At 68.5% G+C, this 24,699-nt stretch carries 23 protein-coding genes and 1 pseudogene; 9 read left to right on the top strand and 15 right to left on the bottom strand.

Annotation, left to right across the window (positions count from 1 at the left end):
- A partial coding sequence (locus QYM41_RS16800; RefSeq protein ID WP_368800916.1) for a molybdopterin-dependent oxidoreductase occupies nt 1-1,862 on the bottom strand: 1,862 nt, incomplete at its 3' end.
- Nucleotides 1,863-2,284: 422 nt separating this feature from the next.
- On the opposite strand from QYM41_RS16800, the gene moaA reads away from it, so the two are divergent.
- Genes moaA through QYM41_RS16780 form a run of 4 tightly spaced genes read left to right on the top strand, consistent with a single transcriptional unit; the run spans nt 2,285 to nt 4,690 of the window.
- Nucleotides 2,285-3,406 (top strand): GTP 3',8-cyclase MoaA, encoded by a 1,122-nt coding sequence (gene moaA, locus QYM41_RS16795; protein WP_368800915.1) that lies wholly within the window; start codon nt 2,285-2,287, stop codon nt 3,404-3,406.
- A 39-nt stretch (nt 3,407-3,445) separates the two neighbouring features.
- On the top strand, nt 3,446-3,781 hold the full coding sequence (locus QYM41_RS16790) for a MoaD/ThiS family protein (RefSeq protein ID WP_017834538.1): 336 nt from the start codon (nt 3,446-3,448) through the stop codon (nt 3,779-3,781).
- Nucleotides 3,778-4,371 (top strand): molybdenum cofactor guanylyltransferase, encoded by a 594-nt coding sequence (gene mobA, locus QYM41_RS16785; protein WP_051063819.1) that lies wholly within the window; start codon nt 3,778-3,780, stop codon nt 4,369-4,371. The genes QYM41_RS16790 and mobA overlap by 4 nt, the downstream gene beginning before the upstream one ends.
- A 28-nt stretch (nt 4,372-4,399) precedes the next feature.
- Nucleotides 4,400-4,690: a DUF6457 domain-containing protein gene (locus QYM41_RS16780; protein ID WP_058874004.1), complete on the top strand. Its 291-nt coding sequence runs from the start codon at nt 4,400-4,402 to the stop codon at nt 4,688-4,690.
- 314 nt (nt 4,691-5,004) lie between these two features.
- Here the strand turns inward: QYM41_RS16780 and QYM41_RS16775 are convergent, their stop codons facing one another.
- From QYM41_RS16775 to QYM41_RS16745, 7 genes are all read right to left on the bottom strand, one after another.
- Nucleotides 5,005-5,472, bottom strand: coding sequence for a pyridoxamine 5'-phosphate oxidase family protein (locus QYM41_RS16775; RefSeq protein ID WP_368800914.1), 468 nt, complete (start codon nt 5,470-5,472; stop codon nt 5,005-5,007).
- A gap of 25 nt (nt 5,473-5,497) precedes the next feature.
- On the bottom strand, nt 5,498-6,700 hold the full coding sequence (locus QYM41_RS16770; protein WP_368800913.1) for a globin domain-containing protein: 1,203 nt from the start codon (nt 6,698-6,700) through the stop codon (nt 5,498-5,500).
- Between the two features lie 178 nt (nt 6,701-6,878).
- The gene (locus QYM41_RS16765) at nt 6,879-7,211 is read right to left on the bottom strand and encodes a cupin domain-containing protein (RefSeq protein WP_058874019.1); all 333 of its coding nucleotides are present in this window, start codon (nt 7,209-7,211) and stop codon (nt 6,879-6,881) included.
- Nucleotides 7,212-7,390: 179 nt separating this feature from the next.
- On the bottom strand, nt 7,391-10,069 hold the full coding sequence (locus QYM41_RS16760) for a multicopper oxidase domain-containing protein (RefSeq protein WP_368800911.1): 2,679 nt from the start codon (nt 10,067-10,069) through the stop codon (nt 7,391-7,393).
- Between the two features lie 549 nt (nt 10,070-10,618).
- Nucleotides 10,619-10,921, bottom strand: a complete 303-nt coding sequence (locus QYM41_RS16755; protein WP_368800910.1) for a transcriptional regulator — start codon at nt 10,919-10,921, stop codon at nt 10,619-10,621.
- Complete coding sequence (locus QYM41_RS16750; protein WP_368800909.1) at nt 10,914-11,186, bottom strand: hypothetical protein; 273 nt, start codon at nt 11,184-11,186, stop codon at nt 10,914-10,916. The genes QYM41_RS16755 and QYM41_RS16750 overlap by 8 nt, the downstream gene beginning before the upstream one ends.
- A 436-nt stretch (nt 11,187-11,622) precedes the next feature.
- Nucleotides 11,623-12,540: an alpha/beta fold hydrolase gene (locus QYM41_RS16745; protein ID WP_368800908.1), complete on the bottom strand. Its 918-nt coding sequence runs from the start codon at nt 12,538-12,540 to the stop codon at nt 11,623-11,625.
- A gap of 554 nt (nt 12,541-13,094) precedes the next feature.
- On the opposite strand from QYM41_RS16745, the gene QYM41_RS16740 reads away from it, so the two are divergent.
- Both QYM41_RS16740 and QYM41_RS16735 read left to right on the top strand, forming a co-directional pair.
- Nucleotides 13,095-13,442: a hypothetical protein gene (locus tag QYM41_RS16740; RefSeq protein ID WP_368800907.1), complete on the top strand. Its 348-nt coding sequence runs from the start codon at nt 13,095-13,097 to the stop codon at nt 13,440-13,442.
- A 197-nt stretch (nt 13,443-13,639) separates the two neighbouring features.
- On the top strand, nt 13,640-14,020 hold the full coding sequence (locus tag QYM41_RS16735; protein WP_368800906.1) for a hypothetical protein: 381 nt from the start codon (nt 13,640-13,642) through the stop codon (nt 14,018-14,020).
- A 204-nt stretch (nt 14,021-14,224) separates the two neighbouring features.
- On the opposite strand, the gene QYM41_RS16730 is transcribed toward QYM41_RS16735, so the two are convergent.
- On the bottom strand, nt 14,225-14,422 hold the full coding sequence (locus QYM41_RS16730) for a glycine zipper domain-containing protein (RefSeq protein ID WP_368800905.1): 198 nt from the start codon (nt 14,420-14,422) through the stop codon (nt 14,225-14,227).
- A 25-nt stretch (nt 14,423-14,447) separates the two neighbouring features.
- On the opposite strand from QYM41_RS16730, the pseudogene QYM41_RS16725 reads away from it, so the two are divergent.
- Nucleotides 14,448-14,677: pseudogene (locus tag QYM41_RS16725) on the top strand (integrase core domain-containing protein); the annotation flags it as partial.
- Nucleotides 14,678-14,872: 195 nt separating this feature from the next.
- The gene (locus tag QYM41_RS16720; protein ID WP_368800904.1) at nt 14,873-16,351 is read left to right on the top strand and encodes a glutamine synthetase beta-grasp domain-containing protein; all 1,479 of its coding nucleotides are present in this window, start codon (nt 14,873-14,875) and stop codon (nt 16,349-16,351) included.
- A 383-nt stretch (nt 16,352-16,734) separates the two neighbouring features.
- Here the strand turns inward: QYM41_RS16720 and QYM41_RS16715 are convergent, their stop codons facing one another.
- Nucleotides 16,735-16,923 carry a DMT family transporter gene (locus QYM41_RS16715; protein ID WP_368800917.1) on the bottom strand — a complete coding sequence of 63 codons (189 nt, stop codon included), beginning with the start codon at nt 16,921-16,923 and terminating at the stop codon, nt 16,735-16,737.
- Between the two features lie 457 nt (nt 16,924-17,380).
- Complete coding sequence (locus QYM41_RS16710) at nt 17,381-18,310, bottom strand: LysR family transcriptional regulator (RefSeq protein WP_368800903.1); 930 nt, start codon at nt 18,308-18,310, stop codon at nt 17,381-17,383.
- 102 nt (nt 18,311-18,412) lie between these two features.
- On the opposite strand from QYM41_RS16710, the gene QYM41_RS16705 reads away from it, so the two are divergent.
- On the top strand, nt 18,413-19,438 hold the full coding sequence (locus tag QYM41_RS16705) for a YeiH family protein (protein WP_368800902.1): 1,026 nt from the start codon (nt 18,413-18,415) through the stop codon (nt 19,436-19,438).
- 388 nt (nt 19,439-19,826) lie between these two features.
- Here QYM41_RS16705 and QYM41_RS16700 read toward each other — a convergent pair whose 3' ends face one another.
- The 4 genes from QYM41_RS16700 to QYM41_RS16685 form a co-directional block, all read right to left on the bottom strand.
- Nucleotides 19,827-20,735, bottom strand: a complete 909-nt coding sequence (locus tag QYM41_RS16700) for a dioxygenase family protein (RefSeq protein ID WP_368800901.1) — start codon at nt 20,733-20,735, stop codon at nt 19,827-19,829.
- 44 nt (nt 20,736-20,779) lie between these two features.
- Nucleotides 20,780-21,934: a maleylacetate reductase gene (locus QYM41_RS16695; RefSeq protein WP_368800900.1), complete on the bottom strand. Its 1,155-nt coding sequence runs from the start codon at nt 21,932-21,934 to the stop codon at nt 20,780-20,782.
- Between the two features lie 71 nt (nt 21,935-22,005).
- Nucleotides 22,006-22,902, bottom strand: a complete 897-nt coding sequence (gene catA / locus QYM41_RS16690; protein WP_368800899.1) for a catechol 1,2-dioxygenase — start codon at nt 22,900-22,902, stop codon at nt 22,006-22,008.
- A gap of 133 nt (nt 22,903-23,035) precedes the next feature.
- The gene (locus QYM41_RS16685) at nt 23,036-24,592 is read right to left on the bottom strand and encodes a 4-hydroxyphenylacetate 3-hydroxylase family protein (RefSeq protein ID WP_368800898.1); all 1,557 of its coding nucleotides are present in this window, start codon (nt 24,590-24,592) and stop codon (nt 23,036-23,038) included.
- Nucleotides 24,593-24,699: the final 107 nt, after the last annotated feature.

Here is a 24,699-nt window from a genome sequence, read left to right as displayed (position 1 = left end):
CACTGATCGGTGTGCATGTACCAGAACGCGGTGCCGATCATGAAGCGCGGCGGGCGGGTCCAGTCGGTGGCCGCGGCCATCGCGGCCTGGCCGGTGATCGGTCGGGTCTTCTCCTGGCCCACGTAGTGCGCCCACCCGCCGCCGTTGCGGCCCTGGCACCCGCACAGCATGAGCATCGCGAGGATCGCCCGGTAGGTGACGTCCCCGTGGTACCACTGGCAGATGCCGGCCCCGAGAATGATCATCGACCGGCCGCCGGACTTCTCCGCGTTGGTGGCGAACTCCCGGGCGATGCGGGCCACCGCCGCCGCCGGGACCGAGGTGATCTCCTCCTGCCACGCGGGGGTGTAGGGGGTCTCCACGTCGTCGTACCCGGACGCCCACTGGCCGGGTAGCCCGGCCCGGCCCACCCCATACTGGGCGAGCATGAGGTCGAAGACCGTGGTCACCGTGCGTCCGGCTACTTCGGTGACCGGCACCCCGCGGTGGACCACCGAGCCCTCGCCCGTGGCATCGGTGAACGCGGGCAGATCGATCACGCTAGTGGCCTGCTCGTAGGACGCCGAGTCGGCGACGGACAGGGCCGGGCGCACCCCCTGCAGGTCCAGGTTCCACTTCCCCTCGTCGGCCTCGTTGTAGCGGAAGCCCGTCGACCCCTGGGGCACCACCGGAGTGCCCGCGTCCCGGTCCAGGAGCACGGTCTTGAACGCCGCGTCCGCGGCCTCTGTCTGCCCCAGGTCCTGGGCAGTGAGGAACTTGCCGGGCACCACGGTGCCGTCTGGGCGCTGCTCGAGGGTGACGAGGAAGGGCAGGTCGGTGTACTGCACCACGTAGTCCTCGAAGAACGTGACCCGCCGGTCCACGAAGTTCTCCTTCAGGATCACATGCCCCATGGCCATGGCCAGGGCGGCGTCGGTGCCGGCCTGGGCGGGCAGCCACTCGTCGGCGAACTTCGTGTTGTCGGAGTAGTCGGGACTCACCGAGACGACCTTGGTGCCGCGGTAGCGGGCCTCGACCATCCAGTGCGCGTCCGGGGTGCGGGTGACCGGGATGTTGGAGCCCCACATCATCAGATAGGTCGCATCCCACCAGTCGCCCGACTCGGGCACGTCCGTCTGGTCCCCGAAGACCTGGGGGCTGGCCACCGGCAGGTCCGCGTACCAGTCGTAGAAACTGTTCATCACCCCGCCGATGAGGTTAAAGAACCGGGCGCCGGCCGCGTGGGAAACCATGGACATCGCCGGGATCGGGGAGAACCCGGTGACCCGGTCCGGGCCGTAGGTCTTGATCGTGTGCACGTGGGCGGCCGCGGTCATCTCGAGGGCCTCCTGCCAGCTGGAGCGCACCAGCCCGCCCTTGCCCCGGGCCTGCTGGAACGCCCGGCGCTTCTCCGGGTCCCCGACCACGGCCTGCCAGGCCAGGACGGGGTCCCCGCCGACCTCTGCCTTGGCGGCCCGGTACATCTCCAGCAGCACCCCGCGCACGTACGGATAGCGCACGCGGGTGGGGGAGTAGGTGTACCAGGAGAAGGCGGCCCCGCGGGGGCAGCCGCGTGGTTCGTACTCCGGGCGGTCCGGGCCCACGGAGGGGTAGTCGGTCTCTTGGGCCTCCCAGGTGATGATCCCATCCTTGACATAGATCTTCCAGGAGCAGGAGCCTGTGCAGTTCACCCCGTGCGTGGAGCGGACCACCTTGTCGTGGCTCCACCGGTTCCGGTAGAACGCGTCCCCGGCCCGCCCGCCCTCGCGGAAGACCGCGCGGCCGTCCGGTGACTCCTCCCAGCGGGTGAAGAACTTCCCGAGCTTGAGCAGGGCGTCGGAGGCAGGACCATCGGTGCGCGGCGGGACGGATTCGGTCGTCATGGAAAGAAACCTAGTAATGCGCCGGCAAGAATGCCATTCTTACGCGTTACTGATCGTCGCGCCCCGACTTGTTCTGGCCATAATGCATTCCGTGGTAAATGCTGACGTGTCATATGTTTCAGAAAGAGAACTTTGTTTCAGAAGGCGAGCCCATTGCGCTCCCTGAGGCGGCATGTCGGGGATCTAGGGCGGTTGGCTCCCCTAGCCGAAAGCTTCGAAAATCGTTCGATTCGAATCACTGGGATTTCGTCATATCGGCCTGCCCTAATCGTGTCCCTAATGCCCGGGACGCACGGTGTTGTGCGCAACCCAAGGAACGATCAGTAACTTTTGGGGACCAGCAAGGTGACCCCATAAGGTGGGTCAAATAACGCAAGTGATGTCTGTGCTATTGCGCTGATCGATATGTTGGAGGCGGTGACATGGGCGTTTCCCTGGGACTTCCGCAGATCCGCGGTGCCGGTCCGGGCCCCAGCGGCGCGCCCCGGGAGGCGGGGCTCGCCGACCGGCACGGCCGCCGGGCCACCGACCTGCGGCTGTCGGTCATCGACAAGTGCAATCTGCGCTGCACCTACTGCATGCCCGTCAAGGGCCTGCCCTGGCTGCCCGCCGCCCGGCTGATGAGCGCCGGTGAGATCACCCGCATCGTCGACGTCGGGGTCCGGCAGCTGGGGATCACCGAGCTGCGCCTGACCGGCGGGGAACCCCTGGTGCGGGCCGACCTGGAGGAGATCGTGGCCGGGGTGCGCACCGCCCACCCGCAGCTGCCGGTCTCGCTCACCACCAACGGCATCGGCCTCGCTACCCGGGCCCAGGCCCTGGCCGCGGCCGGGCTGAGCCGGATCAACATCTCCTTGGACACCCTGGACGCGGCGACCTACCGGGCCCTGGCCCGCCGGGACCGCCTGGCGCAGGTGCTGGCCGGGGCCGAGGCCGCGGCCGCCGCCGGGCTGGCCCCGGTGAAGATCAACGCGGTGCTAATGCGCGGGGTCAACGACCACGAGGCCCCCGAGCTGCTCGCCTGGGCCCTGGAGCGCGGTTTCGCCCTACGGTTCATCGAGCAGATGCCGCTGGACGCCGACCACGGCTGGACCCGGGCGGAGATGGTCACCGCCGCGCAGATCCGCCACCGGCTCAGCACCCGGTTCCGGCTCACCCCGCACCCCGGCGCCCGCGACGGCGCCCCGGCCGAGCTCTGGGACGTCCACCCCACCACCCCCGCCGGGGCCCCCGAGGAGGTTCCCGGGGCCGGGGAGGCGCCGCTGGGGACCGTGGGTGTCATCGCCTCGGTGACGGAGCCCTTCTGCGCCGACTGCAAGCGGACCCGGATCACCGCCGAGGGCAGGGTCCGGTCCTGCCTGTTCTCCCACGAGGAGGTCGAGCTGCTGCCGCTGCTGCGCGCCGGTGCGACCGACGCCGAGCTCGCCGAGCGGTGGCGGGCGGCGATGTGGGCCAAGCCGGCCGCCCACGGCATGGACCACACGGGCCTGGACTCACCCGACTACGTCCAGCCGGAGCGGCCGATGAGCGCGATCGGGGGCTGAACCCGTGGCCGCCCCACCACACCGACCGGAACAGGAACGATGACCCAGAACACCACAGAGAGCAACCCCCGTACCCTGACCTCCGCGACCAGTACGACCATGCGGGTACGGTACTTCGCGGCTGCACGCGCAGCCGCCGGGACCGAGGCCGAGACCCTTGAGCTGCCCACCGGAGACGGCGCGCCCCGTACCCGCGCTGATGTGGAGGTACTGCTCGCGCAACGCCACCAGCAACCGGTGCCTGGACAACCGCTGCTGGGCCAGGTGCTGTCCCGTGCCAGCTTCCTGCTCGACGGGGTGGCCTGCCCAGATGCGGCGGCCGAGATCCCGGACGGGGCCGTGCTCGACGTCCTGCCGCCCTTTTCCGGCGGATGAACACTCCGGCCGGCGCTCTGCTCTTCCATGTTGTGGTCCTGGCCGGGGGCCGATCCTCCCGGCTGGGCGGCACACCCAAGGCGAGCCTGCGGCGAAACGGGCGCACCCTCGTGGAACTCACGGTGGAAGCGGTCCAAGGGGCTGCCGGGGTCGTTGTGGTCGGACCCGCGGAGCTGGCCGTCCCCGCGGGCGTTCTGCGCACCCGGGAGGATCCGCCGTTCTCCGGGCCGGCTGCGGGCATCGCGGCCGGGCTGGCCGCCCTCGAGGCGCTGCCGTTGGCGGACTGGACCATGACCCTGGCCTGCGACATGCCCGAAGTGGCCCGCGCCGTACCCCTGCTGCTGGGGTCCGCCGGGGCCGCGCCCGAAACGGACGGACACATCGGCGTCACCCCCGACGGTCGCCGCCAGCCGCTGGCCGCCCTGTACCGCACCGAGGCGCTGCGCGCGGCCTACGCGGACCAGGACCCCACCAACCGCTCGGTACGCTCCTTCACCCACGACCTTCTCCTGCAGGAGGTCACTGTGGCCGAGGACGCCACCGCGGACGTGGACACTTGGGACGACGTGCACAAGTTCCGGCTCAGCTGACAGAAGACCCCGAGGAAAGGAACGCGGCATGGCGAAGAAGATGACGTCTGAGGAACGACGCCTGCTCTCCGAATGGATCGCCCAGCTCAAGACCGAGTTCGAGCTGGACGCCATGGACGTGCCTCTGGACGACCTGCTGGCTCTGGCCGGGGTAGTCTCCACCGGGGTGGCTCGCCCCGCCGTGCCGGTCACGGCCTATGTCGCCGGATACCTCGCGGCACTACGCACCCGGCAGGCACCGGATCACGGCGCCGCCCACACCATTCAGGACGTCATCGCGGTCGTACCGGTACCTGCTGCGGATCCACAAGACACCTGATCCTGCCCCGGCTCCTGGCACAACCCCAGCTGCGGTGTCGAGGTGCCTGGTGATGCCGTGGATGAACGCGCCCGCCACCACCGCGGCCCCGTCCCTGTTCCGGGGCTCGCATGGCCTCGCCACGGGGACGGTGGGTGGAGCCAGCAGGACCGAGCAGGGCGGAGTCAGAGCGGACTGCTGACACCGGCAGCACTGCCGGCCCCGGCGCATCGCCCAGTGTCACCGGTGCTCGTCGTCGAGCCCTGTGGCCTCGCACGGGCGAGGCCACAGGGCTGGACTGAAGAACCGACCCAGACGGTCGGCGTTGCGGTGGGTCAGTCCACGGGTGAACGCGGTGCCTCCGACAGACCGGTGCGCCACGCCTTCGGGTCGGCCACCTGGAACCGGCGTCCCGACACGGTGGTGGGGCCGATGCGCACGAACCGTCCCTTCGGTCCACTCTGCCAGGGCAGCAGCGGCAGGCTCAGCGTGTCGGTCAGTTCCTCGATACCGCGGATCTGCTCGGACCGTCCCTTGACCACCACGCTCCACGCCCGGTTGACCGACGCTTCGTACCCGTCGATCTCCAGGGCCACGGGCACACCTGAGAGAGCCGCCGAGAGCTTGGTGCCTTCCGTGGTGCGGAACACCAAGCTGCTGTGGTCCACCACGTAGTTGATCGGAAAGATCTCCGGGTGATCCGCCACCCAGACCGCCAGACGGCCGATGCCGGTCGCCCGCAACAGCGTCCAGCAAACACTGGCCGAGAGCGTTTCGATTCCGTCCTCGTATTCCTCGGTCATGACGTCCTCCTCAGGACTTGCGTTCTTACTCGAAGTCGGCGAGCCACAGGTCGGGGCCGAACACCTCGTACTGAATGTCCTTGGCCGGCACTCCGTGGGCGATGAGGTCGCTGCGCACCGCCTGCATGAACGGCAGGGGCCCGCACAGGTAGTACTGGGCCTGGGCGGGCAGCTCCACTGCCCGCACGTCCATCAGTCCCGCGTGCTCGTTTGGGCCCGGGGTGGCGGAGGGGTGTTCGAACCACACGGCCAGGGATCCGTCCAGCAGCTCCTCGAGGTCGGCGGTGACCTGGGTGCGCAGCGCGAAGGACTCCGGGGAGGCATCAGCGTGCAGCAGCACCACCTTGCGCTGGGCCCCGCCCGCCACCAGGTGGGAGAGCATCCCGGCCATCGGGGTGATGCCGATCCCGGCGCTGACCAGCACCACCGGCCGATCGGTGTACTCCAGGACCACGTCCCCGAAGGGTGCTGAGAGCGTGATCTCGTCGCCGATCTGCACCTGATCGTGCAACAAGGTCGACATCTCCCCGGCCGGGGTGCCATTGCTGCGGATGCGCTTGACGGCGAACACCCGATGCCGCCCATCATCGGCCTTCGTGAGGCTGTACTGGCGCGGTTGGTGCACCCCGTCGGGCATCTCCATCTTGCACGTGACGTACTGGCCTGGCAGCGAGGGTTTGACCTCACGCTCATCGACGCGCTCCACCACGAAGGTCACCACATCGGCGGTCTCGGCGATCTTCTCGACCACCCGCCAGGTGCGCCACACGGTGTCCGGGGACAGGCGGGTGGCCTCGTAGAGGCCACGCTCCTGGGTGATCAGCGCATTGGCCATCAACCAGTACACCTCGTCCCAGGCCGCAGCGACCTCCTCGGTGACGGCCTCGCCGAGGACATCGACGATGGCCCACATGAGGTGGTCGTGGACGATCTGATACTGCTCCGGGGCCAGCCCGAGGGAGACGTGCTTGTGCGCGATACGGGAGAGCAGATGGTCCGGGAGCTCGGTCGGCTTGTTCACCAGGTATCCGGCGTAGCCGGCCACGGACCCGGCCAGGGCCTGCTGCTGACGCCCGTCGGCCTGGTTGCCGCGGTTGAACAGCCCGTCCAGCAGTTCGGGGTGCTCGGCGAACATGTGCGCGTAGAAGCGCTTGGCGATCTCCTGGATGTTCTCCCCGACCACGGGCAGGGTGGCCTTCACGACGGGGTAGGCGGTGTCTGACAGCATATTTTGCTCCTCTGATGGGTTCGGCAGGATCAGGATTCTGGCGGTTCATGCCCGAGCTGGCATCGGGTTCTCCAGCGGGTCCCGGTGCGAGCACCAAGCGGGTGCCGCATCGTCGCTCAACGGGAAGTTGGGCGATCATTGTGCGCGGTAGCGGGTGCCGTGGCCGCGCATCGGGAATTCAGCGGTGTTTGGCCACGCTCAACAGCACGACGGAGTCCTCCACCGCTTCCAGCCCGTGACGGGCCTGCGGGACGATGAGCAGATCCCCTGGGGATCCGTTCCACTGAAGCTCCCCGGCGCTCAGGAGCACTCGTCCGTGGAGGACGTGCACGGTGGCCTCACCGGGATTGTTGTGCTCGTTCAACCCGGAGCCGGCTCGCAGCGCGATGACGGTCTGGCGCATCACCTGCTCATGGCCGCCGAACACTGTGTGAGCGCTGCGCCCACTCGGGGCCTGCTGGGCGATCTCCAGCTGGTGGCGGGCCAGGGCGGTCAACGACGACTTCTGCACCATGATCATTCCTTTCGGTAGCGATGGACGGGTTCGTTGTGGCCGTACCGGTGGGTCCCGGCCACTCACACGGCCTCCACCGCGCTCTGCCCTTCGGGCGGGCGGGAGCGTCACAAACCTTTGACTGTCGTCCTGACAGGCAGGTACGAGTGGGCTTCGTCGGGCGCGCGGAGGAGGTGTCACGGGGAAACCCGGATCAGCCCTCTGGCCCCGCGTTCGGCCTCGGCCAGGGAGTGATTGACGAACGGGTAGGTCCCGGGCTCGGAGAACTCCAGCTCCACGAACCCGCCCTGGGCCGGTGCCAGGTCCAGGACCTGGGCCCCGCCCTGCCCGGTGCCACCCGGAGGCAGGAGATAGGCGCCCTCCTTGTAGACGGTGTCGAACTGGCCACCCACCACATGGAAACTCATCCCCTTCGACGGCCCGGCGGCCAACACCCAGATCCGCACCCGTTCACCGGTCCGCGCAGTGAGCGGGTCGTGGACGTACTGGGTGGCGTGCCCGTTGAACATCGTCAGCGACGGCACGCCCTGCGCGACCCGCTCCGGGGCCACCACCGCGTTCGCCCCTCCATCGGCAGTGTCCCCGGCCGGGGAGAGATAGGTCTCGTTCTGCACCAGCAGGAACTCCCGGTCCACGCCCGGCAGACCGGGCGGGTCGATCACCACGGCCCCGAACATCCCGGCCGCCAGATGCGTGCTCATCGGAGCTGTGGAGCAGTGGTAGAGCCAGATGCCTGAGCGAACGGCCTCGAACCGGTAGACCAGCGACTCTCCCGGGGCGATGGTGCGCATCGGCCCGTCCGGGGCGAGTGCACCGGCGTGGAAGTCCACCGAATGCCCCATCGAACCGTCATTGACCAGGGTGATCTCGAAGACATCGCCCACCCGCCCGTGCAGGGTCGGGCCCATGTACCGGCCGTTGTAGGTCCACCCCTGCAACTGCATTCCCGGGGCGATCTCCTGCGGTATCTCCTCGACCTCGAGCTCCACCCGGTGCACCCGGCGCCCGCTCTCCGGCTCACCGTCCACCGGTTCCAGCACGGGGGAGCGGGTGTCGAACTGATCCCCGGGTGCGGCGCCGAAGTCCACGGCCGGGTCTGGATCCGCGGCCGGATCCGCGGCTGGATCCGAGGCGGGCGCGTGCAGGCCGGGGTGCCCGGGCGCCTCCTGCGCTGCCGCCGGTGCCGCAGCCACGGCGGTACCGTCTGCGTCGACCGCGATGACGTCGAAGCCCATGCCCATGCTCTTGTGCCCGACGATCGAGCACCAACCCTCCACCGACCCACCGATCACCCCGGCATCGACGGTCACGGTCTGCCCGAGGGCCACCCGGCCGCTGCTGGCCCCGGAAGCCAGGACGAGGTCATGGACGTTCGTGGGGTCGTTGTTCGTCAGCTCGATCACCAGCTCGTCACCCACCGGGACCTCCACCGAGGCCGGCTCGAACCGCATGCCCTCCTCGGCGCTGACCTCCACGGTGGTGGTCCTTCCGGTGGCCTGCACCGGGCCGGCGCCCTGAGCGCGAAGATCGAAGCCGGCCGCCGCCGGATTCAGCGCGATGCCCACCACCACCGCGGTGGCCACGGTGAGGACCCCGGCCACTGCCCCGCGGACATGCCGGGAAGCCGGCACCTCCCCGCCCGGGGCAGCCGGGCTCGGTGCCGACGTGTCCGCCCGGGCCCGGTTTCGAGACGGCGGTGCCGCAGCGGCCTTCCGCCCGGCCACCGAGACCTTGGCCGCAGAGACCATCAGAGGAACAAAGGCGAAGAACACCGCGGCCCCCAGCACCGAGACCCCGGCTCGTACCCAGGACGGCAACAGACCGGGGGGCAGACTGAACAGCAGCACGCACAGATTGATGACCACCACACGGAACATGGCCGCCCGGTTGATCACCTGATTGGCGGCCCGCACGGTCGCCGGGCCGCCGCCCATCGTGACAGGCAGGAGATAAGTCATGGCCCCCAGCAGTACTTGGGCCAGGAAACCGGCCACGAACGGCACGGTCAGCTGCCGCAGCACCGCGGTCTCGAATCCGTGCCCGGCCACCAGCCAGGTGATCACCACCGTCGTGGCCAACCACCACATCACCCCGGCAGCCACGGAGAAGCCCGCATAGTCGGCCGGCCGCCGACGGCAAGCGGTGCCGGCCATGACCACCGCCACGGCCACCAGCCCACAGATGTAGGCGGCCAGACCGGCCACCGTCACCCACACCGTCCCGAGCAGGGATCCTCCGACCGTGGTCACGATCCCCCCGGTCATCACCGGCAGAGCGACTGCGGTGATCCGAGAGGAGAAACCGACCATGCGGGTGCGCAAGATCGTGGGCCACAGCGTCAGCAGCGTGCCCGCGACCGTCAACCCCACGAAGCCCAGCACATTGGTCGCCTCGTGCGCCAACAGGACCCGGGCATGCCACGGTGCGGACAGCCCGGCGGCCAGCACGGCCCCCAGCACCGCCCCGACGGGCAACAGGAACGCCGCCACCACGTAATACTTCACGGTCACAGCGAATCGCGACGGCAGCGCCGTGCGCAGCTGCCCCAGCAGCGCAGTGCCGTGCCAGGTCAGCGCGGCCCCGATCAGGACCGCCGCCAGCACGGTCAGCCAGTACCAGGTGCTCAGCAACCCGGCGATCAGCAGCACGATCCCGACGTTGAGCGTGCGGATGCGGGCCAGTTGCCGTCTCCTGGCGCCATCGGGCAGCCGGTTCTTCAGCAACGACTCGGTGAAGTGCTGGGACCACACCATGATCGAATTGGTGATCAAGCCCAGGGTCACCAGGTGCACCATCACCCAGCGGAAGTCAGGAACCCAGCGATGGACCAAGATGACGACCAGCAGCACGCCCATCCAGATGCGGATCGGTGCGGCACTCCGGCGATGCCATGACGCGCGGCCGTGGAGCCGTGGGCGACTGGTCACGTGACTCATCCATTCTTAATCTTGCATTTCATTTGCAAGTATAGGTGTCGTCATCGGCTGCCCATAACGCGAGGAAGTCGCGATCCTGAGGAGAGGGGGTTGCAATCGGCCCGAGAGTTGGCGCACGACCACGTTCGCCGGATGGACCCGCTCACTCGTACCCGATGACCACACGTCATCACCGTCGTCATCGATGACCGATCCGCACGATCGGCCACCACACGCATGAGTCGGAAAAGACCGCGCAGCACCCTGATTGTCCTGTCGCTGCCACCCCACACCGATACCAAGCCCCGCGCAGGAAGTGCGGAGTCGAGTGAGGGAGTCGGGGCGCCTCCACCGCTTTACATATGGCTTAGCTATCGGATACCCGCGTTGAGACGAGGGTTCAGCTTGCGCGCGACGTGAACATGCGCAGCTCGCGTCGAGGTGTCGGCTCGTCGGTGATCACCTCGCGAATGATCCGGTCATCAAGTATTAGCTGGTGTCGGCGATCTCCCGCAGTGCTCGTATATGCGCGTCGAACGCTGACCTGCCCGCCGGCGACAGTGACAGCCACATCACCCGGCGGGCATCACCGCGGTCCACCGACGCGGCCTTGTCGGAGACCACGTAGCCGGCCGCGACCAACGTCTTCACATGTTTGGACAACGTGGCGTCCGACACCTCCAGCGTGGTGCGGAGAACCGCGAAGTTGAGTCGGTCGACGGGGCGCAGAAGCCCACAGATCCGCAGACGCAGCGGCGCATGGATGACGTCGTCGAAGTGCGCCTCAGCCACGGCGAAGATCTTGCGCTGCGCAGCGGTAGGCCCATCCAGTGAGCCACGTCGTGAGGGCGAACGCGACGATGCTGGTGATGGCGGTGGCCCAGTGCAGGCCGAAGGACACCAGGCCGAGGGAGACGCTGAACAGCACCGTGCAGCCGATGATGATTCCGGCCACGGCCAGCCCGGCCTGCCATCCCAGGTTGCGGAAGCGGATCCCGGTTTCTCGCTGGATCAGATGGATGACCACGAGCACGATGGCCAGGGCCAGAGCACCCATCGCCGGCGGTTCATAGTTCTCCCCGGGAGTCGTGGTCGCAGCTGCGCTGACCCACCATGCAGCCACAGCTCCGAAGCCAGCCAGGAGCGACCAGGGAACCGGGATGCTTTCCGCGAGTCGGTCACGGTCGTTAGAGAGCGCGCTCAAGGCATCGATGGCCTCATCGCGCGAGGGTCCCTGGGAGTATGTTTCCATAAGGGAAACAATAAGGGATTGTTTCCGTTGCGGCAAGCGACTTGGCGGCTGCCCATTATCGAAGAGGACTGCGGTGTTGCGCCGGGGTTCCCCGCGGGGACAGAGCTGGAGCGTCTGCGCGTGGACCGCCCCCTGGACAGGGAGCAGGAACAGGGCTGCGCCCTTGCGGAGGGCCACAACCATCGGGCCAATAGCGGCAGGGGCCGCTCCTCGACGACCGTGAGTGGCTCGGGCACACCGTTCAGCTGGGCGTCGCCTCACGGTCCGTCTCCGTCAGGAACGGGTGCACCCGGGCGAGGAACTCGTCGTGGCGCTCCAGCTGCGCCCAGTGACCGCAGTCGGGCACCAGCACGAGACGAGCCCGCGGGATGTGCTCCGCCGCGCGCCGCGAGCCCTCGGGGTCGACGATCGGGTCGTCCATGCCGTGGAAGAACAGCGCAGGCACCCCGATCTCCTGGACCCGGTCGGTTAGATCGTTGAGCATCCTGTCCCGGCCGAGCGTGGCCTGGTTGTACCGTGCGTACCCCAGGACGCCACGGGGGTCCCGGGCCAGCCGCGCGAACTCCTCGACCACCTCGACGGGCAGGCACGCTGGATCTTTCACGATGGCGCGCAGAGCGGTACGGACGAACCGGTTCGCGAACCGTCCCGCCGGCAGCAGAACCCGGTCGGGCAGCTGCGCAGCAAGCCACGCGGCACGGTGCGGACCGGCGGACCCGAGTGAGGGTACGAGCCCGCCGGGGGCGATCAGCACGAGGCCGGCGACGCGCTCGGGGTGCCTCAGCGCCAGATTGAGCGCTACGTCCCCACCCATGGACACACCGCACACCGCCGCCGGTCCGACCCCGAGTGCGGCCAGCGCCTCGGCCAGTACATCCGCCATCGGGCCGGGGCCGCCGACCGGTGCGACGTCCATGCTGGTGCCGAACCCCGGCAGGTCCACCGCCCACACCTCACGATCGGCCGCCAACGGCTCGACCAGGCGGTACCACGAGATGGACGAGCTGTCGGTCCCGCCGCCGTGGACGAGTACGAGCGGGTACCTGCCCGGGGTTGGAACACCGGCGTGGAGAACAGCGAGGCGTCCGGCCCCGGTGGAGGCGCGGCGCCGTTCGGCGCCCGGTGGCGTCAACGGTCCGTCAATCGCGCGGTGTGGCATCGGGCCTCCTCGCTGGCCAGCCTATTCCGAGCTGGTGACTCGGTGGCGTTGACCGGCCGAAACCAAAAGGTGCAGGTCATCAGGAGCGAGGAAGCTGCCGTGATTCCACGACGGTGAGCTGCAGGGCCGCGTATCCCTATGCCAACGCCAGATGGTGGCGCGGGCTGACTTGAGCAGTGTCTCTCCGTGGCATCGGGCGGCTGCGGAGCGGCATCCTGATGAGTGTGCTGTGGGGACCGGGAAGCCGGTAGAGCACGGGGGTGGCAACGGGGAGGGTGTTTCATCAGCAACGCTTGCCGGTCGCGATCGGGCAGTCATGACAAGCCGACCACGACCACAGGTCCGCCGCACGTCAAGAGACGACTCGAACTTCTCCTGGCTCATCAGTCGACAGCGAACCTGAGAGGACCTCGCCCCTACCGATTTACATATGGCCCGCTTAACGGCGGTGGGGGACGGCGAGTTGAGGATGCAGAATCAGGGGGCGGGAGCACCACGCATGCCATCCGTCAACTGTTGGTTGACGGGCAGTGGTGGGGGAGGAATCCTGGAGCATGCGCAATTTGTGGTCGTCCGTCTTGGTGGTCGTGGGGATCACTGTGGCGATCGGGCTGCTCACCGCGGTGGGGTGGCCCGGTTATGTGATGGGGGCGGGGTTCGGTCTTTCGCTGTGGGGGATGCTGTGGTTCGGCTCCTTTGCCTCTGTTCAGCGGGGGACCGTCCCTGCCCGGACCTACGCCACCGCTGCCGCGGTCGCCGTGCCGCTGGGCTACGTCTTCTATCGGCTCGGTGCGCAGAACGGCGCCTGGTGGGCCCCGGCGTTCATTCTGGCCGGGGCAGTACTGCCTGCCGCATCGTCGGAGCAGGCAGCCCCGGGGCAGGAGCGAAGGCGGTTGCGGTGAACGATGACGGTGTCCTCGCCGAGGTTGCTGCCGCCCGGGTGCGGTTGGAGCGGGCCCGGACCCAGTTGCATGAGGCGGTCACCCGGGCGCGTGCGCACGATCACACCTGGGCGCAGATAGGCGAAGTGCTCGGCATGACTCGGCAGGCGGCCTTCAAACGATTCGGATCACCCCGGGATCCACGGACAGGACAGACCATGGGCACACCCACGGCGACCGATGATCTGCTCGAGAGCACCGAGCGGATCTTCGGGCTGATCGATGCCGGGAACTACGAGGCCCTGCAGGCGATGATGACGACGGACACCGCCGCGGTGTTGACCCGCGAGGTCGTCCTGGGCATCTGGGCGCAGGCCGTCGCGGACACCGGGAATCTCACCGGCTGTTGTGACACCCGGGTTGAGCTGCCCGATGGCACCCCCCTCGCTTTCGGGGAGGCAGCGCATGGATCGCTGATCGGGCACACCACCCTCGAGTGTGAGGCGGGGCAGTGGATCGGCCGCGTGGTCTACGCCCCGGACCACCAGGTCCTCGGACTGCTCATTGTCTCCCCGGAGCACGGCGAGCTGCCGTTCTGACCGGCCGTATCGCCGGGCCCCGTAAAACCTAGGGGGGTGGGGGAAACGGTGAAGTCCCGCCGCTGGCGCGGAGCCCGGGGAGGAGGGGTCCGCGGGGGCCTTCATCGAGGGCAGTCACTGAGCAGCCGGCGCCGCCCCCGTGGGCGGTGCCGCCCGGAAGCGGGGTGTCGCTGTCGGTGACATGCCTCGGTGACCCGGGCATGATCAATCGGTGGGGTCCTCCGGGTGGTCGTGTTTGCCGGTGAAGGCCGGCCACAGCAGGCCGATGACCATCCCGATCGGGATGCCGAGGGCCAGACCCAGGCCCATGTTGTCGATCAGCAGCCCGAGCACTACCCCGATCAGCGGCCCGAAGGCGATGCCCATCGCCAGGTGATTGTCCGAGGGGCCGCGGCTGCTCACGAGGCGAGCCTAACTCTACAACTGACAGAGGTTGGCCGAGGCCGGGCGGTGGCCTCGGTAGGAGCCACCGGCGATACCTACAACAATGCCCTCGCCGAGGCGTTCAACTCGCTGTTCAAGGCCGAGCTGATCGGCAACAGGGGCCCCTGGAAGTCGATGGACCTCCTGGAGGTCGCGGTGGCCGAGTACGTCGACTGGTTCAACCACCGGCGCCTGCACGGAGAGATCGACCTCGAACCCCCGGCGGAGTACGAGGACACCTAGCTATCCTCACCACACCGTTACGGCGACCGCCGGGGCGGCACTACCGATCCTCCACTGAACCCGTCACGGGACAGAGTGTCACCGGCCCGACACGCGGCCGGCGCTTTTCGCCGGTCCGGTCGTTCTCGGTAGGGCCTCTGCGTCTTAACGCTGGTGGCACGCACTGTGGCGCTGGTAGAACAGGGTATGGCCATCGACGCGTTCGAGCCCCACCCGATCGTCCGCCTGCTCGGCAAGCCCTCGGCCGACTTCACCGGCGGGGACCTGGTGCGGGCGACCGAACAGCTGGGGCTGCAGCAGGTGAACCTGCGCTATGTCGGCGGTGACGGGCGTCTGAAGACCCTGGCCTTTCCCATCAATTCGCGTGAGCACCTCCTTGAGGTGCTCACGCGGGGGGAGCGGGTGGACGGCTCCAGTGCCTTTGCTGGCACCGATACCGACAACAGCGACGTCTACATCGTTCCGCGGCACCGCACCGCCTTCCTCAACCCCTTCGGGGCGCGGTGCTCACTCGACGTGTTGTGCTCCTTCTACGACGAGGCCGGCAAGCCGCTGTCCTACGCGCGCGAGCAGGTGGTGCGCCGGGCTGCCGAGGTGTTGAGCCAGGAGATCGGCATGACGCTGGAAGCCTTCGGCGAGCTGGAGTACTACCTCGTCGGCGAGCCCGAGCGGATCTACCCTGTCGAGCAGGAGCGCGGCTATCAGGAATCGGGGCCCTTCTCGAAGGGCCAGCGGGTCCGGGAGCAGGTGCTGGGTCACCTCTGCGCCATGGGAGTGGCGTTGAAGTACGCCCACGGCGAGGTCGGCAACATCCTTGAGGACGACCGGCAGCTGGTGCAGCACGAGATCGAGCTCCAACCCGTGCCCTTGGAGCAGGCAGCCGACAACCTCGTGGTGGCGAAGTGGGTGGTGCGCGAGGTCGCCCATGCCCACGGTCTCGAGGCGATCTTCGCCCCTTTGGTGAGCGGCAAGGGCGCAGGAAACGGCCTGCACATCCACAGCCGGCTGGTGCGCCACGGTGTGAGCACCATCGTCGGGGCGGAGGGGATCAACGACACCGGGCGTCGGCTGATCGCGGGCTACCTCTCGGCGTCCAGGGCGCTGACCGCGTTCGGCAACACGGTCCCCACGTCTTACCTGCGATTCACCGACGGTGAGGAGTCACCCGAGGACATCTGCTGGGGTGAGAAGAACCGCACCGGTCTGGTCCGGGTCCCACTGGCCTGGGGCGGGGACGTGCTGGCCGACATGCTCGCCCACGCCAATCCCGGCGGCGCCGAGCCCATCCCTGAACCCGCCACGCATCCGCAGACCGTCGAGCTCCGGCTCGGCGACGGCTCGGCCGACGTGCACCTGCTGCTGGCCGGTATGGCCGTCGCGGCCAAGCGCGGGCTCAGTGATCCCGGGAGCTTGGAGCTGGCCGAGCGACTCAGTACCGCCAACCACGATGACTTCCAGCGACTGCCCACCTCGTGCGCGGAGTCGGCGGAGGCGCTCGAGTCCGAGCGTGAGCTTTTCGAGGCCGACGGCGTCTTCCCCGGCGCGCTCATCGACGCCGTGCTCCGGGGCCTACGCGACACCGACGACGCCACGCCGGGTACGGACCTTGCAGAAGATGGGGCTGCCCGTGAGGAGCTCATTCGCCGTCACTGGCACGTCGGCTGAACTCGGCTGGCTTCCGGGCCGCAGGAACGGGTCGGGAAATGAGTGACGGGGCGTTGGTGGCCGCTCAGAAGCGGAGGCGGTCGGCGGGATATGAGCCTGGTCGTTTGTTCAGGTTGCTGTGCCTATGGCCCGGTTAGCGGCCGCAGACTTCAAGGTGGGCCGCGCTGGTCCTCGCCGGTCCCGGTACCGGCCATAGGCCCCGGCCGCCGACAATGCCTGCTCCCCCTCAACTGATACCGCAACGCGGCAGCCGAGCGTGCGGATCATCAGCCTGGAGCGCGTGGACCGGGCCATCCAGTACGCCAGGCGGGCGGCCTATCCTCGGGCCGAGATGCTGGTCGCAACCACCATCTGCTGATGATGATGAGCACCTCGGTGCGGTGTCAGTGGGAGAGTTTGAGCCCGAGGACCCCGCCGATGATCATCAGCAGGAACACGATCTTCAGCACCGAGATCAGCTCTTCACCGGTGGCCATCGCGTAGACGACGGTGAGCACCGCACCGATGCCCACCCACACCGCGTAGGCGGTACCCACTGGCAGGTCTTTCATCGCGTAGGCCAGACCCGTCATGCTCGTGGCAACATGGGGGTGCTCGAAGTGTTCGGCAGACAGGCGTCCCGGGTCGTGGATGTGCACTGTCACGATCTGCGGGGCTTCTGTCCCCATCGGATCAATGGATGGCCAACCCTGACGCAGCAGGCCTACTCGACTCTTGCCCGACGGCGCTCACCGGGTGCTGAGCTGGGGCGCTCTGTGGTGGACCACTGCATGCGGGCAACGGTGTTGTGGGCTATCAATGGAAGGGCCACACCTGCCCCCAGGAGGGTGACGGTGACCAAGCACAACGATTCCCCGCCCATTACCTCCGTGATCGACAGGGGGAGTCGAGGCGGCGGTGACGGTGAGCATCTGGTAGGTGGCACCGGAACCTGAGAACAGGGCTGGGCATCCGGTGCAGGCGGGGCGCCGATCGATCCTTCCGGCTCCCGTGATGCAAAGGACCAGGGAGCCAAGAAGGGTGGGCGGCTCAGATGTTAGGGCAAGATGTAGCGATACTGGGCCGGGCGTGGTGGTCCTGTGCCAGGTGGACCAGATCTCCGGCTGGGCCCATCAAGCGCCGCGGGCCTGTCCAGACAGCCCGCAACGCACGGTGCAGTTCCAGGCCGGGGACTTTGATGACGCTCAGCTCCCCGGCTTTCACCTGCTCGGCCACGGCCAGCGTGCTCATCACCGCGGGACCGGTTCCGGCCAGCACGCTGGTACGGATCGCTGCGGCACTGCCCATCTCCAGCAGTGGATCGGCGCGGTCGTAGGACTGCAGCGCCAGATCCAGTGTGGTGCGGGTCCCGGAACCCGGTTCGCGGACCAACAGGGCGGTTCCGGCCAGTTCGCTGATCGTCAAGGGTCTGCGCCGGTGAGCCCAGTGGTGGGTGGGGTGAACGACGACCACCAGCTCATCGCGGGCCACCACCAGGTGGTGCAGCGGTGATGGAACGGAGGGGGATTCCACGAACCCGACGTCGCAGGTTCCGGTGGCAACGTCGGTGAAGACCTGATCGGAGTTGTGCACCTGAAGGTGGACCCGCACCTCGGGGTGTGCCCGGTGGAAGCGGCTCAACCACTCGGGCACCAAGTGCTCGGCGACCGTCATGCTCGCCGCCACGGCCAGTTCTGCCTGCCGGTGAGCGCGCAGACCCTCGGCTGCCTCGAGCAGCTGCTGGGTTTCGTCCAGCACCCGGCGCGCCCAGTGCGCGATGACGGTGCCTTCCGGGGTGAGAGTGGAACCGGCCGGGCTGCGCCGCACCAAGGCCACCCCCAGCTGACGTTCGAAGAGCTGGAGGGCGCGGCTGGCATTGGGTTGAGACACTCCTGCGTGCCGGCCGGCAGCGCTGAGACTGCCGTGGTCGTCGATGCCCACCAGCAACTCCAGCACCGTCGGATCCGGCCACTGCGTCATGCTCGCACCATATGCCTAATATGTGGGCCATGCGTTCTTGATATGCCGTGGTGCTGAAACGCGGTCTATCGCACCGGGTGATCCTGCCGGAGGGTGGAGACCATGAGCGCCCCATTGACCCCACCGAGGACATCGTCTCCTTCCACCACGGTGACAGCACTTCTGCCCGGAGTGGTCCTCTGCGCCGCGACGACCGCGCTGGTGCTGGGGGCCGGGAGGTGGCTACCGGCGGTGAGCCCGTTGCTGCTGGCCATCGTGCTCGGTGCCGTGGTCGCCAACCTGCTTCCGCTGCCCGCCCGGCTGACGCCGGGTCTGTCCTTCACCGCCAAGGAATTGTTGCGCGTGGGCATTGCCTTGCTGGGGCTGCAGCTGGTGCTCGGTGATCTGCTGGGGCTGGGCCCGGGCATGCTGGCTGTGGTGGTCGCCGTGGTGGGGCTCGGTGTTGCGGGCACAGTCTGCCTGGGCCGGCTGCTCGGGCTGTCCCGGGCGCAGGGGCTGCTGATCGCTTGTGGCTTTTCCATCTGCGGAGCGGCCGCGGTTGCCGCTGCCGATGAGGTCGTGGAGGCAGAAGAGGAGGAGGTCCTCACCTCCATCGCGCTGGTGGTGATCTTCGGGACCGTGATGATCCCGCTGGTGCCGCTGCTGGCCCAGGCCATGGGGTTGGAGGAGACGCAGGCAGGATTATGGGCCGGCGGGTCCATTCACGAAGTCGCTCAGGTCGTGGCCGCCGGGGGAGTCATCGGTGGAAGCGCCCTGACGCTCGCCACCGCGGTGAAACTGGCGCGGGTGATGATGCTCGCTCCGGTCATCACCCTCTTGAGCGCCCGTCAGCGCACGCACACCACCGCTACCGGCGCAGCTGTCAGGCGCCCCCCGGTGGTTCCGCTGTTCATCGTCGGGTTCCTGGCCTGTGCGGGACTGCGCTCCACCGGGTTACTGCCAGACGTCGTGCTCACCGCCGCCCACGCAGCACAAACCGCGCTGCTGACCGCCGCGATGTTCGCCCTGGGCACCGGTATCCGCGCGTCACTGCTCACCCGGGTGGGCGCGCGACCGTTTCTTCTCGCGGCGGCAGCCACCGTATGGGTCGCCGGACTCGCTCTGCTCGGTGTGCTGTGGGTCGGATAACGGGACCGGAAATGAGGAGGACGCCGACCCGGGGTAGGGCTCATGGAAGTACGTGGTAGTCGTCGGGATCATGCACGTGACGGGAGGGGCGCCCCGGAGGGAATCCGAGGCCTCTGGGAGCGTGTCTCGACGCCGCGTACAGCAAGGGAAATGCACGAGTTCGAGCTCTTCCAGGTGCCGTGGGGGCTTTCCAGAAATCGCTTGCGCCGGGATCCCCTTGGGTTGATCCGGTGGCGGGCGACAGCGCGAATGCGCAGCTGCCCTCCAAGGCCTGCGGGGGAGGCGGGCCCTGGAGGGCAGCTGCGCGCCCATGTCGGCAATCCACCTGACAGGGGGTGCAGGGGGAATTTGGTGAGAATTGGATCTGATCGCCGTCGTCTTGTAGCCGTCAGACGGCCTCGGGGGCGAGGACGATGTCGAAGCGGGTGCGGGCCCACTCCCGGTCGGCGAGGTCGCGCCCGTCCGGGGTCGGGGTGCCGGCGGGCTGGGTCTCGAAGCGCTTGATCAGCGAGTCCTGGACCCCGAACACCGAGTCCCCGACCTCCAGCTGGGGGTCGTCCTCGACGAAGATGTGGGTGACCAGGGTCCGCAGCCCGGGGGCGGTGACCATGAAGTGCAGGTGCGCCGCCCGCACCGGGGAACGCCCCGTGGCCGCCAGCATCGCCCCGACCGGCCCGTCGTGCGGGATCGGGTACGGGGTCGGGGTCAGCCCCCAGAACCGGAAGCCCCCGTCCTGGTCGGTGAACAGGTGAGCGCGCCCGGCCACCCGGCTGTCGGTGTACTGCACGTCGTAGAAGCCGTCCTCGTCGGCCTCCCACACCTCGATCCGCGCCCCCGGCACTGGATGCCCGTCGGTGTCGACCACGGTGCCCTCGACCCAGCACGGCTGCCCCGGGGCACCGCCGGCGATGTCCCCACCCAGCGGGACCTGCGGGGCGTCGTCGACGAAGAACGGCCCGAAGACGGTGGCCTCGGTCGCGTCGCCGGCGGCGGGGTTGTTGACCAGGATGGTCTGCATCGAGGCCCCGAGCACGTCGGAGAGCAGGATGAACTCCTGCCGCCTCTCGTCGGTGATGTGCCCCACCGCGGTGAGGAACTCGATCGCGGTGCTCCACTCGGTCTCGGTCAGGCGGGTCTCGCGGACGAAGGCGTGCAGGTGGTTCGTGAGCGACTGCATCAGCTCCTTCAACCGCTCGCCAGGGGTGCCGTCGAAGGAGGCCAGGACGCGGTCGGTGAGCTCGGTCTCGCGGCGGGCCTGCTCGGCGGAGAGGTCCGTGCCGGTGGTGGTCTCGGTCATGTGTGGGGTCCTCCGGGGTCGTGGGGGCGGGGTGCTGTGGCGGGTCAGTGGCTGATCAGGGTCTCGAGGGCCGGGGTGGCACCGGTCAGGGCGGCGGTGAGCAGTCCGGTGATGTTGTCCTCTGTCACGGCCACGGGGTTGGAGGCCGGGGCGGCGGCCAGGATCCGGTGGGTGGCCTCGGGGATCCCTTCGGCGGTGAACCCGTACTCGGCCAGCCGTGTCGGTGCGCCCACCGCCCGGTGGAGAGCGCCCAGGGCGGTCACGGCGATCGCGGCCGGGTGGTTCCCCTCGGCCACGGGCAGCCCGTGGAGCATCGCGGTCCCCGGATCCTCCTGCTCGCCACGGGCGTAGTGCCCCAGGGCGGTGGCGAGGCGTCCGGCCAGTTCGGGGACGGCCGGGGCGTTAAGGGCCAGCACGTACGGGAGCACGGTGGCGTGGGTCTGGGCGTGGGGCAGCTCGAAGGTCCCGCCCAGGACGTGGCAGATCTTGTGGTGCAGCCCCGACCCGGCCGAGGCGAAGGCCACCGCGGCCAGGTAGCACCCGTAGAGGGCCTGCTCCCGGGCGGTGAGATCCTCGGGGTCGGCGGCGATCCCGCGCAGGGCAAGGTTCAGCGCCCGGGCGCCTTCCAGGGCCATTGCCTGGTTGATCGGGTCCGTCCGCGGGGCCCACAGGGAGTCGATGCAGTGGGCCAGCCCGTTGAGCCCGGAGGCCACCGACAGCCCCACCGGCAGCGACGCCGACAGGTGCGCGTCGTAGACCACGGCCACGGGCAGCACCCGGGGGTCGACCCCGGTGGTCTTGGTGCGGTCCTCGGTGAGTCCCCACACGTCGGTGGCCTCGGACCCGGCGTAGGTGGTGGGCACGGCGATGATCGGGATGCCGGTGGTTAGTGCGATGGCCTTGGCCAGGCCGGTGGTGGAGCCCCCGCCCACGCTGATCAGGGCGTCGATGTCGTGCTCTGCGGCCGCGGTGCGGGCCTTCTCGGCGACCTCGACCGGGACGTGCTGGACGACCTCCTCCCACCACAGGGCGGCCTCGACACCGGCGGTGGCGGCCAGGGGCCGTTCGGGGCCGGCGGCGATCACCATCGGGCGGGTCGCCCCCAGCCGCTCCAGCTCGGCGGCCACGTGCTCGGCCGCGGCGCCGGTGCCGAACAGCACCCGCTGCCCCAGTGTCTCGTGCGTGAAGGCCATGCTCATCGGTGCAGTCCTCTTCGGTGGGCGGGCCCTCGGCGAAACCGGCACTGGTTCCGCCGAGGGGCGAGGGTGTTTTACTTGGTCTGGCCTTCACGGGCGAGGACGTAGTCGTAGACGACCTCCTCGCCCGCCCCACCGTCGGTGCGCGGGGCCGGGTCGAGCATCAGCTCGGGCTTGACCGCCGAAGCGATGTCGTCCTCGTTGTGCGGGTCGCCCGGGAAGTACAGCTGCTGGGTGACCAGCTGGTACCCCGGCGCGGAGACCTTGATGTGGATGTGCGCCGGGCGCCAGGCGTGCCACCCGGCCGCGGCGATCAGCTGCCCGCAGGCCCCGTCGGTGGGGATCTGGTAGGGGGCCGGGCGCATCGTGTTGATCTCGAAGTAGCCGTTCTCGTCGGCCTTCACGGTGCCGCGGAACAGCCACTCCGGCAGCCCCGGGGCGTACTGGGAGTAGAACCCGGCCGCGTCGGCGTGCCAGATCTCCACCTGGGCGCCCTGGAGGGGATTGCCGTCGGTGTCGGTGAACCGGCCCTTGAACAGCAGCGGGGTGCCCTCCTCGTCCTCGCGCATCTGAAGGGTGGCCGGGGTCGGCAGCACCGGGGAGTCCGGGACGTAGTAGGGGCCCTCGATGGTGCCCACCGCACCGGGGCGCTCGGCGGAGTTGACGTCCTCGATGGTGTGCTCCAGCCACACGTCCAGGAACAGCGGCCACTCCCCGTCGGTGCCGACCTTGATCAGCCACGCCTTGAGCGCGTTGTACTCCTCGTAGGTGACCCGGTGCTCCACGGCGATGTCGTTGATCGCCTTGATCGCCTCGCCGGCCAGCAGGGACACCCGCTCCTGGGACACCTCCAGCTTCGCCAGCTTGGACGAGGCGGTGAACCGCTCGGTGGCCTTGGACCCGGCCTCGACCGCGGTGCCCTCGTTCTCCTTGCGCGTTGCCGCGCCGGTTTCTGTCTGGGTGTTCGTCATGGTCTTCGCACTCCTGGTGGTTCGTTGTTGGGGAGATGGGAATGGTCGACGGCTGCACCGTCGGACGGGTACGTGGTGCCCTGCGGCCCCGGGAAGACGAGTTCCCGGGGCCGCTGGGAGCGTGGGGCCGGGCTCAGCGGTCGCGCAGGGCGTTGCCGTGGCCTGCGCTGCGGTCGCGGTCGCGCTGGAGGTAGGCGTTGACGTCGGAGCCGTCGAAGAGGTCGGGCACGGTCCAGCCGTCGAGGTCGTATTCGGCCATGCAGTCCTCGACCATGCCGTGCATGGTGTCGGTGGTGCCGTTGTGCATGGCGTTCATGAGCATCTCCACGCGCACGTTCTCGTGGTTGCCGGAGTAGTTGCGCTCATAGAGTTCGTGGCGGCCACCGAACTCGGAACCGATCGCGTCCCAGAGCAGCTTCATCAGCTTCACCCGGTCCACGGCCTCGATGCCGTTGGAGCCGCGCACGTACTTGTCCAGGTAGGGGCGGATCTCGGCGTTCTTGAAGTCCAGGGCACCCGAGGGCAGGTAGATCAGCCCGGAGGCGACGTCCTGTTCGATGATCTCCTTGATCCGGGGGTAGCCCTGGGCCATGAACATCCGGTAGGCCAGCCCGTAGTCCATCTTCGGCAGCACCGACCCGTTGGGGCCCTCGTCAGGGTTGAGCATCATGGCATCGGCCAGGGCCCAGAACATGTTGCGCCATCCGATGACCTCTCCGGCCCTGGCCTGGACACCGCGGAAGTCCTGGGTGCCGGCGATCTCCAGGGCCTTGAGCAGCAGCCCGGCGATGAAGTCGAGTTTGACGGCCAGGCGGATGCAGCCCTGGTAGGTGAAGCGCTGGATGAACCCGGTCTGGGGCATGAACCCGTTGATCTGGTCCGGATCCCCGTAGGCGAAGATGTTCTCCCAGGGCACGAGGACCTTGTCGAAGATGAACACCGCGTCGTTCTCGTCCATCCGGGAGGACAGCGGGTAGTCGAAGGGGGTGCCGGTGACTGCGGCGTTCTGGGCGTAGGAGGTTCGGGAGATCAGCTTGATCCCGGGGGCGTCCATGGGCACGGTGCAGATGATCGCGTACTCGGGCTTCTTGATCGGCAGCCCGTAGTGGGAGATGAAGTTGAAGTTGGTGATCGCCGAGCCGGTGGCCACGACCTTCGCCCCGGAGACGATGACCCCGTTGTCGGTCTCCTTCTCCACCTTCATGAACACATCGGCGACATCGTCCGGGGGCAGGTGCCGGTCCACGGGCGGGTTGATGATCGCGTGGTTCCAGTACAGGACCTTCTCCTGGGACTCCTTGTACCAGCGCGCGGCGTTCTCCTGGTAGGGGGAGTAGAACTCCGGCATCGCCCCGAGGGTGCCCAGGAACGCGGCCTTGTAGTCGGGGGAGCGGCCAAACCAGCCGTAGCTCATCCGCGCCCAGGTCTCGATCGCGACGCGGGACTCCTTGAGGTCCTCCACGGACTTCGGGACCTTGAAGAAGGGGTGGGTTTTGCCCCCGGAACCGGTGTCGGTGTCGGTCAGCAGCTTGTCGGAGGTGGCGGGGTCGTGGAAGCCGTCGTACATCCGGGCGACCATGCGCACCGAGTTGCGGAAGGCCGGGTGGGTGGTGACGTCCTCGACGCGTTCACCGTGGAGGTAGATCTCCCGGCCGTCCTTGAGGGACTCGATGTACTCATCGCCGGTCATGGGCAGCAACGGGTTGGCTGGGGTGGTGCGCTCGGATGTCGCGCGTCAGACTTTGTGGCAGGGGTAGTTAGTTGCTGATCCAGCCCCTGAAGGAGAGTCTGAGAACC

The sequence above is a fragment of the Kocuria oxytropis genome (assembly GCF_040981195.1).
Classification (GTDB): domain Bacteria; phylum Actinomycetota; class Actinomycetes; order Actinomycetales; family Micrococcaceae; genus Kocuria; species Kocuria oxytropis.
Note: the sequence above shows the minus strand (reverse complement) of the source record. Positions and strands in the feature narration are given on the sequence as shown.